We start from the raw sequence: 15,500 nt of genomic DNA, 5'->3' as shown, positions 1-15,500 counted from the left end.
ATATCTTTATACCACTCATTGATGATTTTCTCCGCATCCCCTTCGACGGCTTTAAATAGCCCAGCCGCTTGATCGAATGACACAGTGCGACCAGTAAAAATGTCCCGCATTAACGCATTCATGTCATCCTGATTTAGGCCACTTGCTCCTTTAAGCCTGTTAAGAAGCGACGGATCACTCGGCAATAGCCCAACCACCCGCATATCTTCATATACCCGACCTCGCTGCCTGTATGGATCATACCCGAAGCCGATGGCGAAATTCTTGCTTGACCCATCAACAGCGGTCCACCCCTTCCCAGTGCCGAGCGCCAGAGGAATATCTTCAAGTGTCACCAGAAGGAATTTGAATTTTTCGTAAGTTGACCAACCTAGCGGCTCTATATTCTGAAACCATTTACTCTTATATGGCTCCGAGCTCGACCCGAGATTAACGTTGCTAAGAATAGCATCGATTAGGATCTTAATATCCGAAAATTCGATCGTATTCAGATCCACGAAGCTGCCGAGCTTTCCGCCCGAGATTAGACGCCGGCCCATTATCTACCCCCTTTGCAGGCACGCAGCCCGACTGCATCTTTTCCGGTATCGATGGCCGCGACAAATAGCGCGGGCCTCCCAAGAGAAATCAGGATGTAAGAACCACGAATACTGATGGAGAACTTCTCGGCCGGCGAGATCCGCCTTAACGCCGCGAGAGCATCGCCATTTATCGCCTGCGCGCGCTCATATTCGGTTCCGGTGGTGCCCAGCCGCAATTCACGCGCCTTCTGCCGCGCATCGAAGCCATCGCCGCGCCCCCAGACACTCTCGCCCCGGCTCGCGAGGAAATTGAGCACGGAGATGAAATTGCGGCTGAAATTATTCCCCTTCGGAAAGGGCTGATCGACGTCGTCCGCGTCGCGGAACGGGATCCTGGCCAGGTCGAGGAAAGGGAAGGTCGCCCCCATCGCGCGCTGGTGCTTGAGCTGCCGATGCGCGGAAAAGGGGTGATCGCTTACCGCGAACGGCATGCCCCATCTATGAAACGAATAGTCGGGCGCCACCTGCTTCGCCTCGACTTCGATTTCGACGTCGCGGAAGATCGTCGCCTCGATCTCGTCATAGACGGTCGCCGCGGAGCCAGCCTCCCTCGCCCGGACCTCGGCATAGCTGCCGGACACTCTTACCGGCAGCGGGCTCTCGTAGATGAAGTCGTACGACTGGAATTTCTTGAACCGCATCTCCTGCAGTTCAGCCTCGCACACGTTGTCCAGATAGAGGTCTGAAGCAAAATCGATAGGCTTGGCCACGTCCGGGCCGGGCTTTGTCGGCTGCGTTGCCTTTTCAGGCCGCGCCGATTGCGCCGCCTGATCCGAACGTGGCTCGACCGGCCCCGCGCGACAAGCGCCCAACGCAACCGTGGCGACACTCACACACAACAGAACCGATATGTCGCGCCCGAAGCTCATCGCCGCACGCGGCCCACGCGCAGCGCAGCCGCCAGGCTTCCGCGCAACGCGCCGCCTCCCTCCTGCAAGCTTCGCATGACACCCCCGACTGCGACGACTGAGTTCGTTATCGCATAGATCTCAGCAGCCTATGCCGCACTTCGCACAAGTCAATCGGTGAGAAAGGACCAATTCGGCGCCTTCCTCGTAACCCATTGGATTGCTGTTTTGACCGCTTGTGACAGGGGCATCTTTTTCCGCTCGGGCGAGTTCCCGACGCGTGGGCGATGAGAACTTTCCCCCAGACGTAAAGCCGCCTTGGGAGCAAGACATCGAACGGAAGCGGATCGACCCTACCGCTCCGCCGACACACCCCAGGCCGGGACCGCGTAACCGGGCGCATACATGTTCACCTTGGCCCCCGCCGCTTCGAACCACGCCTTCCACGCGGCACGGACAGCGGGCGTCTGGAGCACACTGTTCCTGGCACTCGCGAGCTCGAAATAATTCACCGTGACACCGCGCAGCAGGTCGGACGGGGGCGACGGCAACACGATCTTTCCGCTGGTGTAGATGGACGACGCCGGCGTGTTCTCGAGGCCGTCGGTCATGAGGTTCAGGATACGCTCCTCGCCGCGCCACCCGATCGTGGGATCGTTCGCCGCGCGCAGGATCTGATCGGCGATCGGAGACTGGCTGCTCTCGCGCGGAACCGCGAGTTCGGCCGCGGCCTTGCCCAAGGGAGCGACGAAGCGCGTCTCATAGTCGCGCTGGAGCCGAACCGCTCCCTCATTCAGCGTGTCGGCCTCCGCGCCCTTGCCCGGCGAGCAGATGTCGAACGCCACGGCCAGGGGCTGGCCGAGGTCGCCGCCGAACGGAACGATCGTCAGGCGACCGTTGCGCGGCAACGTATCCCGCACATGGTTGATCAGCCGGGTAAAATGCTGCCCGGCGCCCGCCGCCAGCGCGTCGGTCTGGTCGAGCAGCGTCAGTTCCGCGCGCGAGGCCGGCCCCCGCAGGAGGCACAGGGTGGCGGGATCGCGCTCCGTCGCATCCCCCTGCTGCGCACCGCTTGCATACCAGGCCGCCATGCCCAGCAGCATCACCACGATGGCCGCGCCGGCCAGGATCAGCCGCCAGGGAGAAGGCCGGTCGCCGGGAAATGCATTCCAGGAGGTTTTCGGAGCGCTGTCGAAGCGGACGGATCGAAATGCCATGACCTATCTCCTTACCTGCCGAACCGAAGGATATTGTCGCCCCGACCGCGCGGGTTGCTGCGCGCCGATTCCTCGGCCGCCGCGCCCATCTCGCCGATCCTGGAGATGGCTTCATCGGTCGCCGTACCGATCTCGTCAGTCATGATCGGCATGGCGTCGCGGATCTTGGCGAGGCGCGCGACGAGGGCCCCCTTCGCATTGGTCTCGCCCGGGTCGATCGCGAGGGGCACCACGGCGATGCGCGGCGGATCAGCGTTGAAGCGGGTCAAGCTGCCGCGCTTGGGATGCACCATCTCGACAATTTCGCGATATTCCTGCTCGCGCGCGATGGCCGCATCCGCGATCGCATTGGCGTCGCCGAGAAAGTCATCGCGAATTTCCTGCGCCTTCGCAGTCAGCGCATCACCCTGCTCGACATGATCCTCCGCGACCTTGAGCAGCCGGTCGACCATGTCGAGCGCAAGGCCCCGCGCGGCATTGCACTGCGCACGCGCCCGCTCCTTGGCAGCCTCGAAGCGGGCGGTCGCCGTGGCCGCCGCGCGCTCGAGGCGCTTGAGGTCCAGGAACCCCCACATGGAGATCGACTTCCAGCAGACCAGCGCGAAGCCGGCGAGGTTGAGGATCAGATAGGGCATCAGCGACGTGTCGGTGAGCGGGGCGAACGGGGCGCTAGCCATCGTTGCCTGCGCCATTGCGGCGGCATCCGCACTCTTGTCGGCTAGTGCCTCGCGATAATGGGCGATTCCCAGCATGAAGAAGCCGACAACACCCAGCGCGATGGCGAACAGGCCATATCCACCGATCCGACGCCCAAGCTGGGGCCTCCGGAATTGCGCCCAGCCGATACCCGCGGCAATGCCGATGAGCGCGATCGCCCCGCCGACCCCGAGCGCGAAGCCGAACGCGTCGCGAAATCCCATCTCCCCCTTGAACAGGTGCGCGTTGACCACCGCCTCCGCCAGCGCCGTCGCCAGGGTCGTGGCGAACCATTCGAGCGCCGATCGAGCAGTGGGGACATCATGGACGGCATTGAGCGCCTTGAAACCCGAGAGCGCGGATTCCGTCTGCACCTTGGCGCTTGCGAGGCCGGGCAACCGCCCCGACAGGCCTGTCAGCACCTCCGCGATGCGAGACGCGAGCCCGGCCTTGATGCGCTTGAGCTCGGCATCGCTCGCATCGATGGTCATGCCAAGGAGGCTTGCAAGAATGCGCCTAACCCTCCGGTTCGCACGACGCCGGCCGACCTCGATCTCGCGCCCATGGGTCGTCCGGATATCGAGCTCGATCGCGGTCGGGCGCAAATCTTCCGGCGCCGGCAGGCCTTCGCGCGCCTGCGGTACCGCGCGCTGCGGAATCCGGAGCTTCTTGGCAAGCGCGTCGCAGGTTTGCGAGACGTTGCGCCACAGGGCGGAGATGTCGAGCGCGACCCCCGGCCCCTCGAAGACATTGTACACCACCGAGACGATGCCCATCGTTAACCCCTTCTGCCTTCCTCCCCATTTTCAAATGGGCTGCAGGTTGGCTCTCGCGACCGCATCGAGGCCATTACCTCGAGCTTGGTACTAATTTAACCAATAATTAGCGATTCTTCTATCGACTTTATTATTAGATTATCCTAGCTGGGCCGATTTTTATCGAATCAATCTTCACACAACGATCGGGTTTCTACGCATTACTGTGCGGCAATTTGGACAGTAGTGCTTGAAACTAGGTTCGCGATGCGAACTCGGGACTTCACCATGCGCCCGACTCCGGCGTGGTTAAGAAAAATGGCGACATTGATACGATTCTGCGTAGAACCGTCCGATTAGGCGTACGGGGGAACGCAATGTTGGAAGAGGAGGATGCCCAGGCAACTGGTGCGGGTGAAGTTACGATTGACGATAAGTCACTGATGGGATTGACGACACGTATCCTGAAGGCAGTCAATTCGACGAGCGACAGAAACCGGGTGAAGAAAGACGACCTTCCTGGCCTGACGGGCCTGACGCGCTCGCAAGTGAATGCAATTCTCAATCCGGACTCACAGCGCTCGACGAAGATCTCGCTCGAATCGATCGCGAAGGTGGTCGACTTCGGCCAGAAGTTCGCCGGCAAACACCCGGACGAAGGCGTACGAAACCAGGTGTCCACCTATTGCAGCGTCATCACGCAGCGCCTTCACGGCTATCTCGAGCGAGGCGGGTTGAACCCGACCGAGCTTGCCTTCGTGGTCAATCTTCAACTCGACGATGACCACAAGCAAAGGCACTTCAGCGAGCGCCATGCCGGCGTCTACGCCCTTGTCCGCCTCGATCGGGAGGGGCACATCCTGATATCCCGCCTCGACATCTTCCCGCGGGTCAACCGGCTCTGCCGCTTCGCGACGGACAGCAAACATCCGGGGACGCGGGAGCCGACGGTGGAGGGATTCGTATTCGCCGTCGATGATGTGGTCCAGGCGGTCGGCAGGCCGGACAATTCGGGCCGTCTTCGCACATCGATCCTGCGTTCGCGCCGGCATGAGGCCTCATGGGACCTTATGGGGCTGCGGCTGGGCACGTCCGACTATGACGGCGGCCCCTATGCCTATCGCATCTACTGCCGGCGGATCGCGGGAGGCGAGCATGCCGGCAAGGAGCTGCCCGACTGGGCCAGGCTCTTCGGCGCCCGCAAGTTCGAGGCGATCGAGGACATCGAGCAGCGCATCCAGGATATCGGCGAGATCCTGAAGCTGCTGAAGGAAGAGGAAGACGAGGACACGCCCTGGGGAATCCGGATCCCCACGGGCATCATGTCGGACGACAATGCAGGGGCGGCCCCGGCCAGCATCGACGAGGACTGAGCCGGCCAGCCGCTCCCTCCCCCCAACGGCGCCGCGATCAATAGACTTCGTGCCAGTTCTCCACCGACGAGGCGCTGCTGGCCAGCCCCCAGCAGATCAGGCTCGGGCGGCTGGCCGAGGCCTTGCCCCTGACCAGCCGATATTCGAGCCGGCGGCAGCGAAAGCCGTCGACGGTCTCCTCGCGGAGCAGCGTCAGCGTGCCGACCGAGGCCCTGCCCTGCCAGCGCAGGCTCTGCCCGACCGTCCAGGTGCCGACGCGCATCGCGCGCTCGTTATACTTGCCGCTGAATTCGTCGAACTCGAACTTCGGGCGGCCGTCCAGCTCGATCCCGCCCTCGCAATCGTTGCAACTGACTTCGCCGAACTTGTTGTACCGCGTCTTCTGGGCTTCCACGTCCGCCGGGACGGCAATGTCGCCGACATAGCGAACCGCCCTGGCGGCCGCAGGCGCTGGCGCAGGCTGCTCGTTACCACCGGCGTCGCTCGCCCCGGCATTGCCTTCGGGTGCCGCCTCGGGGTTGCGCGCGCGCTTGCGGCCGGCACCGTCCACGGCGCTGGTGACGCCCTGGCGCACCTTCTGCTCCGCCTCGCTCTCGGCATGACCCACGGCGCGTTCGGCGAGACGCTTGAGGAAGCCCTGGGCCTGCGCGGCCTGGGTCGTGGCGAGAAAGGCAGCGGCGAGCGCCGCCGCACGATAGAGATGCTGCATGGTCTACTCCTGATCGATGCGGGTGATGCGCGCGGTTACCGGACCGCCTTCATGCGGCGCCGGACGTCTTCCCAGTCGGTCATGAACATCGCCGCGGCGAGACGGGAGACCGGACGCTCGGGGCTGAGCCGGTCGCTGCGCAGATCGTCATTCTCCTGGGAATAGCTTGAGACATGCACGAGCAGCGGATGCACGCCCGCCGCGCCGGGCTGGTACCAGCTGCGATCCTGCTGCAGCTGCAGCGCGAGCGGCCGCGGACCCCAGGCATATTCCGCATCGGGATCATAGTCGGGCAGACGATCGGCGAGGTAGAGGCCATAGGCGGCGCCGGTGCGGACCTGGAGGCCACCGCCCCACAGCCCCTCGGCCTGGACCCGGCGGCGGGCCATCATGTCATAGGGGTTTAGGTGCACGTTGAGCACCGCGCCCTCTTCCGAGGGCGTGACGTAGCGGCCGTCGCGCAGCACCGTGTCGGGCTTGCCGGCGATGACGCTCTTGGCGCGGATGCTGAAGATCGCCGCAACCAGCCGCACGCCGTCCAGCGTCGGCACCACCGAGATGTTGATGTCCGCCTGGAGGCTGGTGCCGCGCACGTCGCGCAGCGAAGGCTGCCGCATCAGCGCCTCGAACGCGACCATCGCGCGGCGGCGCAACAGGTCGATCTCGGCCACCGGGATCCGCGCCAGATTGGCCGGCTGGTGGACATGGATGTCGGGCGCCTTAGAGGTCCAGCCGGGCAGGCCGGTGCCCGGATCTGCTGCGCGGGCGGTCCAGCGCTGGACCAGCTTCTTCGGGGCGCGGCTGTCGACGGGCGCGGCCAGGGCCGTCGGCACCGGCGCGGCGGAGGACGCCGCGAACAGGCCGAGCATGGCAAGGTTGAACATCTGTCTCATCCGTCCGGCTTTCACAAAGGGGCTCGGCTGCGCTTCGTGCGGCGAGGCGGGGGCAACGCGCCGAAGCCATTGCCGGACTCCGGACGGCGAAGAGCCGAGAACCGCGCTCCGCTAGGCTGGGCGTCCGGTGCTTTCCATCTGGGCTCGCCCAAGCCGGTCATCGGCGCTGCGGGCGAACCGCTTCGCGACGAAGCCAGCCGCATGCGCGACCACGCCGGACATCGCGCCGCCGCGCGCATCCTTCCGCCGCATGCGGCACAGGAGCGGACGGGCAAGCCACCCGGCTCGCATCGGGTTTCATCGCCATGGCGGCGGGCCCCATCGCGGCAGCGCCCTGCCCGTCGCGCCCGCGCCCGCCCCGGCAATTTCCGGCGCGACAGCGAGCCGCGCCGGCGACAGCTGGCCGCAGCACCAACGGGAGTTTCCGGTATGATCGTCCTACGCACCTTGCCGGCGCTGGCAGCGGGCCTGATGCTGTCGAGCGCGACCGTGCCGGCAGCTGCGGGGATGAAGGCCGCGCCGGCGAAATGCACCAGCGGCTGGGTGGGCAACGTCCAGTACAGCCGGCACATCGCCAACAGCCAGGACAAGACGGTGGCGCGCGTATCCGGCAAGGGCACGGACACGACCAGCTGGTCGATGACCTATGACTATGCCGCGCAAGTGACGGTGCGCGCGACGGACAATCCGGACATCAGCCTGGGCCGGGCGAACATCAATCTGAAGTCGATCTCGATAGAGACCAAGGCGGCGCAAGACACGGACATGTGCATGCAGCAGCGCATGTACCGCACGGTATCGGGCAATTTCGTCTCGAAGAGCGAGACGCGCGCCAATGGCAACGGGCTCGACGCCGACGTCAATATCGGGGTCGACACCGAAGGTACCTACCGCGTCAGCGTGCGCCTGCCCGAGATCAAGGGCGTCGTTTCCGGATCGGAATCGGGCAGCTTCCGTGGACAGTGCAAGGCGAAGGAAGGCGCCAGCCGCACCATCGCCGACCTGCCGACGACGATCGACCCGGTGCAGTTCTCCAGCGACGGATCGGACCGGGTAGATCCGCGCGAGCCCGACCGGCTGACCGGCAGCCATTCCGAGACGCTTGCCGGGGCGACCGACACGCTGAGCTGGAACCTGCGCCGCTGCGGCGGGGCGCTGCGGCTGGTCGACCTCAAGTTCGAGGACATGCGCTTCCCGACCTGGGGCGCCTGGCGGAAGATCACCGAGCAGACCGGCACGATCGACGGCAACATCGTGCGGATCACCGCCACCGTCGCCAATGACGGCCCCGAGGAGAAGCTGGCGACGCTCAAGCTGCGCGAGACCTACAAGGGCGACAAATGGGACGGCGCCAAGCCGGACAGCACGCTGGACGAAGGCACGCTGAGCGTGCCGGCGGGCGAGCAGCGCGACATCACCTTCGAATGGGACAGCTCGGGTTATGCCTGGTACGACGACGGCCGCCCCCGGCTGGTCCAGCGCATCCGGGCCGAGGTGGAGGACAAGGGCAAGAAGGCCGACGAGATGACGCGCAACCTGAAGGTGGTGCCGAAGCCGGTCGTGCTCGTCCACGGCCTGTGGTCGAACTGGCAGGCCTGGGAAATCTGGCAGAACATCCTGACCACCAGCCATTCCTATGACTGGAAGGCGTTCCCGGTGGGCGAGAAGCCCGAGCATGGCCGGATGCGGACCGGCGACGAACCCGGCAATTTCGCGCCGACCAACACGATCGACGAAAATGCCGCCCAGCTTTCGCGCTATGTCGAATATGCCCAGACCAACCGCAACGCCTGGCATGTAGACCTCGTCGCCCATTCGATGGGCGGCCTGATCAGCCGGCGCTATATCCATGCGGCGATGCCGATCTATCCGGACGGCAAGCCGCAGGTGGGGCACCTGGTGATGCTGGGCACGCCCAACCGGGGCAGCAGCTGCGCCGACCTGATCAGCATCCCGCTGGAGCTGGCCGGCAAATCCATGGACGCGCTGCGCGAGCTGCGGCCGGTATCGGTGCTGCGATTCAACCAGGTGAACGTCAACCGCAAGGGCGTGCCCTTCTCGATCCTGGCCGGAAACCCGCTGCCGCCGGTGTGCAGGATGCTGGCGATGAACGACGGGGTGGTCGCCGAATCCTCCGCGATCTGGACGATCGAGGACCATGCGGTGGAGCGCACCATCCACACCAGCCTGACCGGGACATCGCAATTCTCGTCCTTCGTGAAGCCGCGCCTTGCCATCGGCCCAGGCAAGCAGGGCGCGCAGGGCAAGCTTGCCGCGCTGCTGCCGGGCGGCGGTGGCGGGCGGCTGTTCGAATTCGCCCGCGCCTGCCTGGAATTCCTCGGGCTCGCCGACCCGAAGGACCCGGATGCGGGCGATTTCTCCAAGGTGGCGATGCTTGCACCTGGGCAGGTGATGGAGATCGCCATCCCGGTGGAGGATGCCCGGAATTTTGGAGTCACCTTCGTCGCCGCCAACACCGTCTCCGCGACACTGGCCGACGACAAGGGCACGGCGCTGGGGAGCAACCTGGCGGGCAACCCCGAGGCGAGCCAGCTGTTCCGCGGCATCCTGGTAGATCGGGCGATCACCCGCGCCACCTGGAAGCTGACGCTGCGCAACGAGGACAAGGTGGAGCGCCAGGTCGTGCTCTCGACCTGGTCGAACGCGCGCTAGGCGCGGGTGCGCGGGAAGCCGGCGGCGAGGTGGTCGATCAGCGCGCGCACCGCGGGCGGCAGCCCGCGGCGGGTGGTGAAGACCAGATGGACGATCCCCTGCACCCCGCGCCATTCGGGAAGCACGCGGACGAGACGGCCGGACTCCAGCGCATCGAAGCAGACATGATCAGGCAGGATCGCGACCCCCAGCCCGTCGATCGCGGCGCTGCGCACCGCCGCCATGTCCTCGCAGCCCAGGCGCGGCTCGACGCGCAACACATGGCTGCGCCCCGCCTCCGTCTCGAGATGCCATTCGAGATCATCGGCCGCGTCACTGGTCGCGAGCGCGGGCACTTCGCCGAGCTGCTCGATCGTCTCGATCCGGTTGGCCAGCTGCGGGCTGGCGACGACAATGCGGGTCGACTTGCCGAGCGAGCGCATCGTCAGCGCGGCATCGCTGGTCAGGCTGGCGCGAACGCGCAGCGCGAGATCGACGCGCTCGGCGATCAGGTCGACCGGGCGATCGGTCGCCACCAGCTGGAGCCGGACCTTGGGATAGCGCTGCAGGAAGGACGAGATCAGACCGGCGATCGGCTCGAGCATGCCGGTGGGGCAACTGAAGCGAATGCGGCCATGCGGCTCGGCCTGGGCCTGCAGCACTAGCGCCTCGGCCTGTTCGGCCTCCGCCAGCATCGCCCGGCAGCGCTCGTAGAAGGCCTGGCCGGTATCGGTGACGCGGAAGCGCCGGCTCGACCGCTCGATCAGGCGCAGGCCAAGCCGCGCCTCCAGCCCGGCGATGCGGCGGCTGAGCTTCGACTTGGGCTCGCGCAATGCCCGCCCCGCCGCGGCGAACCCACCATGCGCGACGACCTCCGCGAAATAGGCATAGTCATTGAGATCCACCCGCATCATCGTTCCTCCAATGGAACGCTAAGTGCCATATTCGCCGACTACACGCATCATCGTTCACGCTGCATCTCAGGCGGGCAACGGCGCTTTGCCGAACCGAAGGAGACAGAAGATGGCGAACAAGTTCCAGGACAAGGTGGTGGTGGTGACCGGCGGCACGAGCGGCATCGGCCTGGCCACGGCCAAGGCATTCGTGGCCGAGGGCGCATCGGTGTTCATCACCGGCCGCCGCCAGGACGCGCTCGACGCCGCGGTGAAGGCGATCGGCGGGCGAGTGACCGGGGTGCGCGGCGACATGGCCCAGCTCGCCGATATCGACCGGCTCTATGACGCGGTCCAGCAGCAGCATGCGCAGATCGACGTGGTGTTCGCCAATGCCGGCGGCGGCGAGATGGCCCCGCTGGGCGCGATCAGCGAGGAGCATTACGAGAAGACCTTCTCCACCAATGTGAAGGGCGTGCTGTTCACCGTGCAGAAGGCGCTGCCGCTGCTCAAGGACGGCGCCTCGGTGATCCTGACCAGCTCGACCACCAGCATCTCGGGCACGCCGGCGTTCAGCGTCTATTCGGCGACCAAGGCGGCGATCCGCAACTTCGCGCGCAACTGGATCCTCGACCTCAAGGACCGCCATATCCGGGTCAACGCCGTCAGCCCCGGCGTGACCGACACCGCCGGCCTGAACGAGCTGTTCGGCGGCGGCGAACAGGCCGAGGGCACCAAGGACTATCTGGCGAGCCTGATCCCGGCCGGCCGCGTCGGCCAGCCCGAGGAGATCGCCAGGGCGGTGCTGTTCCTCGCCTCCGACGATGCCAGCTTCGTCAACGGCGTCGAGCTGTTCGTCGATGGCGGCCAGGCACAGATCTAATGACGGAAGCTCCCCGGGGTTCTTCCCCGGGGATGTCTCTGATTGATGGAGGACGAGATGGTACCGAACAGCGAATCCGCCGATCGCATCCGCGAACTGCTGCTGCGCAACCTCGAGGAAGTCTTCGGCGAGGGCGATTCCGGGCGCCGGCGCGCCGCGATCGAGGAACTCTGGGCCGAGGACGGCGTACTCTATGCACCGACCGGGCCGGTCACCGGCCATGCCGCGATCGACGCGTTCGCCGGCACGCTGCGGGCGATGCATCCCGACTTCGCCTATGCGCCCGGCAATCCGCAGATGCTCCACAATGCCGGGCGGCTCGGCTGGGGATCGGGACCCAGGGGCGAAGCGCCTGCCTATACCGGATGGGACTTCATCCTGGTGCGCGATGGCAGGATCGCCGCGCTCTATGTGTTCCTCGACGAAGGATCGGCGGAGTCGCGGCGCATGCGGGAGGCGGCCGGGAACTGAGCCGGGCGGGGCGGCCTCTGCGGAAAGGCCGCCTTGCTCCGATCCGCGCTTGCGATTGATAGTGAATCGCAATAATCGATCGCCACACGCTTTCACGGGGGCCGATCATGCGATTTCCGAAACTGATCCTGCTGGGCACGCTGGGCGCGATCGCGCTGGGCAGCGCCGCCCAGGCGCACATGCCCTATCTGCTCCCCACCCTGTTCGACGTGGGCAAGGGCGATCATGTGACGCTCACCTCGGCGTTCGGCGAGGATCCGTTCGTGCCCGAGATCGGCATGAAGGATGCGCCCTTCCACTTCATCAAGCCGGACGGGACGCGCGGCGAAGTCGGCAAGCCGACCTATCTGCGCGACCTGACCGTGTTCGAGGCGGACCTCTCGGCCGAGGGCACCTATCGCCTCACCACAGGCCAGCGGCTGGGCCGGATGGGCAAGATGTATTCGGTGGGCGGCAAGTGGATCATCGCCGGCGAGGATGGCGCGCCGCCGGCCGGTGCCAGAGAAGTCGCGGTGCAGAGCACGACGCTGGCGGAGGCCTATGTGACGCGGGGTGCGGCGAGCAGCGGTGCGCTCAAGCCGATCGGCACCGCGCTGGAAGTGCAGGCGATCACCCATCCGAGCGAGATCAGCTCGGGCAGCGACGCGAAGTTCCGGCTGTTCTTCGACGGCAAGCCGCTGGCGAACACCGAAGTCACGCTGTTCCGCGCGGCGGGCAATTATGACGGCAGGAAGATCGTCGCCACGACGACCTCCGATCCGCAGGGCAATTTCACCCTGAAGCCGAGCGATGCCGGCATCTATCTGATGCTGGTACGCCACCGCACCGAGGCGCCGGCGGGATCTGCGACTCCCTATCGCAGCTATACCTACACCCTCGCCTTCGACGCGGCCTGACTAGCGCGGCGGTTGCGCGGTTCGTCGCCGCGCAACCACCATATGCCGCAGGATCGGCTCGCCGGTGTGGATTTGTTCACCGATCGGCGGCAGGCCCGCGCCGGGGACAACTGCAAGGCGTGGGTAATGGGGGCAAGATTTGAGCGGGGGCTGGCGATTGCCATTGCGGCAATGCTGCTTTCTCCTTGCGCGATCTCCCATGCCAATGCCCCCGGACTGGCACCCGAAGCCGCGATCGCCACCGGCGAGGCCAGCTATTATGCCGACCGCTTCGCCGGCAAGCGCACCGCCAGCGGCGAGGCCTATGATCCAAGCGACTTCACCGCCGCGCATCGTAGCCTGCCCTTCGGCACGCGGGTGCGGGTGACCGATGTCGCGAGCGGGCGGAGCGTGGTGGTGCGGATCAACGATCGCGGGCCGTGGGGCAGGGATCGGCTGATCGACGTCTCGCGCGCCGCCGCCAACGAGATCGGGCTGGCCCGTCGTGGCCGGGGTACCGTTTCGATCGCGCTGGCGCAGGACGACACCGACACCGAGGCCGCCCAGGACTAACGGAACGCCCAGCGCAGGGTGCTGGCGACGCCGCGGGTGCCGATGCGCACCGCCGGGGTGGCCAGGCCGGCGCTGGAGAGGCCGTGCATCGTCCGCGCCCAATCGGGCAGCAGATCGACCGCCGCACCGAAGGTCAGCGCCTGGAAGGGCTTCACCGCCATGCTCGGCGCCGGCTGGTCGAGGACCATGCGGGCAACTTCCCGGGTACGCGCATCGACGAGCAGCTCGGGACGCATTTCCGCGATAAAATTATCCGCGTCGGCCCGACGGCGAGGGATTCGAACCGCGCCCAGCGCTTCGGCGATACGGGCGAAATCGGCGAAATACCGGTCCTGATCCGCGAGACTCATGCCCGGCTCGGCATAGCGGATCCACGCATCGAGAAAGCTCACCGCCTCCGTCACATGCACCCAGGCAAGCAGGTGCGGATCGTCCGCCGCATAGGGCGTGCCGTCGGGCAGCACCCCCTTCACCCGCGTATGCACGTCGCGGACCTTGTCGATCATCTCCTGCGCCTCGGCCGCCGAGCCATAGGTCGTCACCGCGATGAAGCGCGCAGTGCGGCGCAGCCGGCCGAGCATGTCGCCGCGGAAGGTCGAATGATCCCACACGCCCGCAAGCACCGCGGGATGGAGCATCTGGAGCAGCAGCGCCGCGACGCCCCCAACCATCATCGTCGTGACGTCGCCATGCACCCGCCACACCACCGACCGGGGACCGAACAGGCTCTCGTCCGGCTTGCGCTGGACCGGCTTCTCGCCGCGCGCCTGATCATTGAACACCGCGCGCACCTGCCCGATCAGCGCGGTGCGCAGCCGGTTCGCGATGCCGTCCGCCGGAGTCATGCACCCAAGTTAGGGTGTCCCGCACGCCGTGCAACCGCCCGGTTTTCGGAACGCCTCCGTGCTGATAGGATGTCATGACGTCATTCCCCCGGGGGCCCCAGCCTTGTTCCGATCGACGCGCTTCCGCGCGCTTGCCCTCACTACCGCCACCGCGCTGCTCGCCACCGCGGGCGCCGCGCAGATGCAGCCGATCGGCGACGGCACGGTGATGGCATCGGTGGAGCGGCTGCGGCCCGGCCAGTTCCTCTGGGTGCCCGAGATCGCCCCGAAAGGCCCAATGCTGGTGGTGGTCAACATCGCGACCCAGCGCGTGGTCGCCTACCGCAATGGGGTCCCCATCGCGGTCTCCACCGTATCGACCGGCAAGGCGGGCCACCGCACCCCGACCGGGGTCTTCACCATCCTGCAAAAGGCGAAGTGGCACCGATCGAGCAAATATTCGAACGCGCCGATGCCGTTCATGCAGCGGCTGACCTGGTACGGGATCGCGCTGCACGCGGGCAATTTGCCCGGCTATCCCGCCTCGCATGGCTGCATCCGCCTGCCGCATGAATTCGCGCGGCTGCTGTTCGACGAGACCGCGCTGGGGATGACGGTGATCGTCACCAACCAGGCGCCGGCGCTGCGGATCGGCGCCCAGCCCAATATGCCCGCCCTGCCCGCCGGCCCGGCGGTGTGGCGGCCCGAACTCTCGCGCTCCGGCCCGGTCTCTATCGTGGTGAGCGGCGCGGACCGGCGGATGGTAGTGCTGCGCGGCGGCGTGGAGATCGGATCGGCGCCGGTGGCGTTCAACGGCGTGATCGAGCGCACCCAGGCCTATGTGCTGCAGGACGTGACGGCGGGCCGGTATAACTGGAAGCGGCTGGCGCTGCCCGGCGAAGGCTATGCGGGCGGCAATGGCTTTACCGCGCAGGCGGACGGCTTCCAGGGCAGCGACCCGTTCCGCCGCGCGCTGGCCGAAGTGGTCGGCCCCGGCACCACCATGGTGGTGATCCCCGATTCGCTCGGCCTCGGGCCGGATCTCGCGCCGCCGCAGGAACCGGACGTGCTGATCGAGAATGATCCGGGGGTGGCGGACTGGATGGAGGATGCCAGCGTGATCGCGCGCTGAGAGTCAGTGCGTTCCGCTCCCCGGCGAAAGCCGGGGCCCAAGGTAACAGAGCGATCCGGCGGAGAAACCCTGGGACCCCGCGGTGGCCGGGGGGCCGCCAACCGGGGGGCCCGCCCCCGGCGAGC

General features: G+C 66.3%; 15 protein-coding genes. 7 read left to right on the top strand and 8 right to left on the bottom strand.

Annotated elements, in window-relative coordinates; all coding sequences use genetic code 11:
• Positions 1-538: 538 nt before the first annotated feature.
• The 3 genes from AAHM44_RS18560 to AAHM44_RS18550 all read right to left on the bottom strand — a co-directional run bounded on the left by AAHM44_RS18560 (position 539) and on the right by AAHM44_RS18550 (position 4,118).
• On the bottom strand, positions 539-1,450 hold the full coding sequence (locus AAHM44_RS18560; protein ID WP_342250905.1) for a hypothetical protein: 912 nt from the start codon (positions 1,448-1,450) through the stop codon (positions 539-541).
• Positions 1,451-1,782: 332 nt separating this feature from the next.
• Positions 1,783-2,646: a hypothetical protein gene (locus AAHM44_RS18555; RefSeq protein WP_342250904.1), complete on the bottom strand. Its 864-nt coding sequence runs from the start codon at positions 2,644-2,646 to the stop codon at positions 1,783-1,785.
• Between the two features lie 11 nt (positions 2,647-2,657).
• The gene (locus AAHM44_RS18550) at positions 2,658-4,118 is read right to left on the bottom strand and encodes a hypothetical protein (RefSeq protein WP_342250903.1); all 1,461 of its coding nucleotides are present in this window, start codon (positions 4,116-4,118) and stop codon (positions 2,658-2,660) included.
• Between the two features lie 356 nt (positions 4,119-4,474).
• On the opposite strand from AAHM44_RS18550, the gene AAHM44_RS18545 reads away from it, so the two are divergent.
• On the top strand, positions 4,475-5,470 hold the full coding sequence (locus AAHM44_RS18545; protein ID WP_269573660.1) for a hypothetical protein: 996 nt from the start codon (positions 4,475-4,477) through the stop codon (positions 5,468-5,470).
• 37 nt (positions 5,471-5,507) lie between these two features.
• Here AAHM44_RS18545 and AAHM44_RS18540 read toward each other — a convergent pair whose 3' ends face one another.
• The 3 genes from AAHM44_RS18540 to AAHM44_RS18530 form a co-directional block, all read right to left on the bottom strand.
• On the bottom strand, positions 5,508-6,179 hold the full coding sequence (locus tag AAHM44_RS18540) for a hypothetical protein (RefSeq protein WP_342250902.1): 672 nt from the start codon (positions 6,177-6,179) through the stop codon (positions 5,508-5,510).
• A gap of 35 nt (positions 6,180-6,214) precedes the next feature.
• The gene (locus tag AAHM44_RS18535; RefSeq protein WP_342250901.1) at positions 6,215-7,063 is read right to left on the bottom strand and encodes a hypothetical protein; all 849 of its coding nucleotides are present in this window, start codon (positions 7,061-7,063) and stop codon (positions 6,215-6,217) included.
• Positions 7,064-7,183: 120 nt separating this feature from the next.
• Entirely contained in the window at positions 7,184-7,324 is a 141-nt protein-coding gene (locus AAHM44_RS18530; protein WP_342250900.1) for a hypothetical protein, read from the bottom strand.
• A 177-nt stretch (positions 7,325-7,501) separates the two neighbouring features.
• On the opposite strand from AAHM44_RS18530, the gene AAHM44_RS18525 reads away from it, so the two are divergent.
• Positions 7,502-9,745 carry an esterase/lipase family protein gene (locus AAHM44_RS18525; protein ID WP_342250899.1) on the top strand — a complete coding sequence of 748 codons (2,244 nt, stop codon included), beginning with the start codon at positions 7,502-7,504 and terminating at the stop codon, positions 9,743-9,745.
• Here the strand turns inward: AAHM44_RS18525 and AAHM44_RS18520 are convergent.
• On the bottom strand, positions 9,742-10,635 hold the full coding sequence (locus tag AAHM44_RS18520; RefSeq protein WP_342250898.1) for a LysR family transcriptional regulator: 894 nt from the start codon (positions 10,633-10,635) through the stop codon (positions 9,742-9,744). The genes AAHM44_RS18525 and AAHM44_RS18520 overlap by 4 nt on opposite strands.
• A gap of 112 nt (positions 10,636-10,747) precedes the next feature.
• Here AAHM44_RS18520 and AAHM44_RS18515 point away from each other — a divergent pair, with 112 nt between their 5' ends.
• From AAHM44_RS18515 to AAHM44_RS18500, 4 genes are all read left to right on the top strand, one after another.
• A complete protein-coding gene (locus AAHM44_RS18515; RefSeq protein ID WP_342250897.1) occupies positions 10,748-11,500 on the top strand; it encodes an SDR family NAD(P)-dependent oxidoreductase in 753 nt (250 codons plus the stop codon).
• Positions 11,501-11,557: 57 nt separating this feature from the next.
• Positions 11,558-11,971: a nuclear transport factor 2 family protein gene (locus AAHM44_RS18510; protein ID WP_342250896.1), complete on the top strand. Its 414-nt coding sequence runs from the start codon at positions 11,558-11,560 to the stop codon at positions 11,969-11,971.
• Between the two features lie 107 nt (positions 11,972-12,078).
• The gene (locus tag AAHM44_RS18505; protein WP_342250895.1) at positions 12,079-12,867 is read left to right on the top strand and encodes a DUF4198 domain-containing protein; all 789 of its coding nucleotides are present in this window, start codon (positions 12,079-12,081) and stop codon (positions 12,865-12,867) included.
• Positions 12,868-13,038: 171 nt separating this feature from the next.
• Positions 13,039-13,419: a septal ring lytic transglycosylase RlpA family protein gene (locus AAHM44_RS18500; protein ID WP_342250894.1), complete on the top strand. Its 381-nt coding sequence runs from the start codon at positions 13,039-13,041 to the stop codon at positions 13,417-13,419.
• On the opposite strand, the gene AAHM44_RS18495 is transcribed toward AAHM44_RS18500, so the two are convergent.
• Positions 13,416-14,264 (bottom strand): oxygenase MpaB family protein, encoded by an 849-nt coding sequence (locus AAHM44_RS18495; protein WP_269573651.1) that lies wholly within the window; start codon positions 14,262-14,264, stop codon positions 13,416-13,418. The two genes, AAHM44_RS18500 and AAHM44_RS18495, sit on opposite strands and share 4 nt — an antisense overlap.
• A 103-nt stretch (positions 14,265-14,367) precedes the next feature.
• On the opposite strand from AAHM44_RS18495, the gene AAHM44_RS18490 reads away from it, so the two are divergent.
• Complete coding sequence (locus AAHM44_RS18490; protein ID WP_269573650.1) at positions 14,368-15,375, top strand: L,D-transpeptidase; 1,008 nt, start codon at positions 14,368-14,370, stop codon at positions 15,373-15,375.
• Positions 15,376-15,500: the final 125 nt, after the last annotated feature.

This window comes from Sphingomonas sp. OTU376 (assembly GCF_038440415.1).
GTDB lineage: Bacteria > Pseudomonadota > Alphaproteobacteria > Sphingomonadales > Sphingomonadaceae > Sphingomonas > Sphingomonas kyeonggiensis_A.
This window is presented reverse-complemented; position numbering and strand designations above follow the sequence as displayed.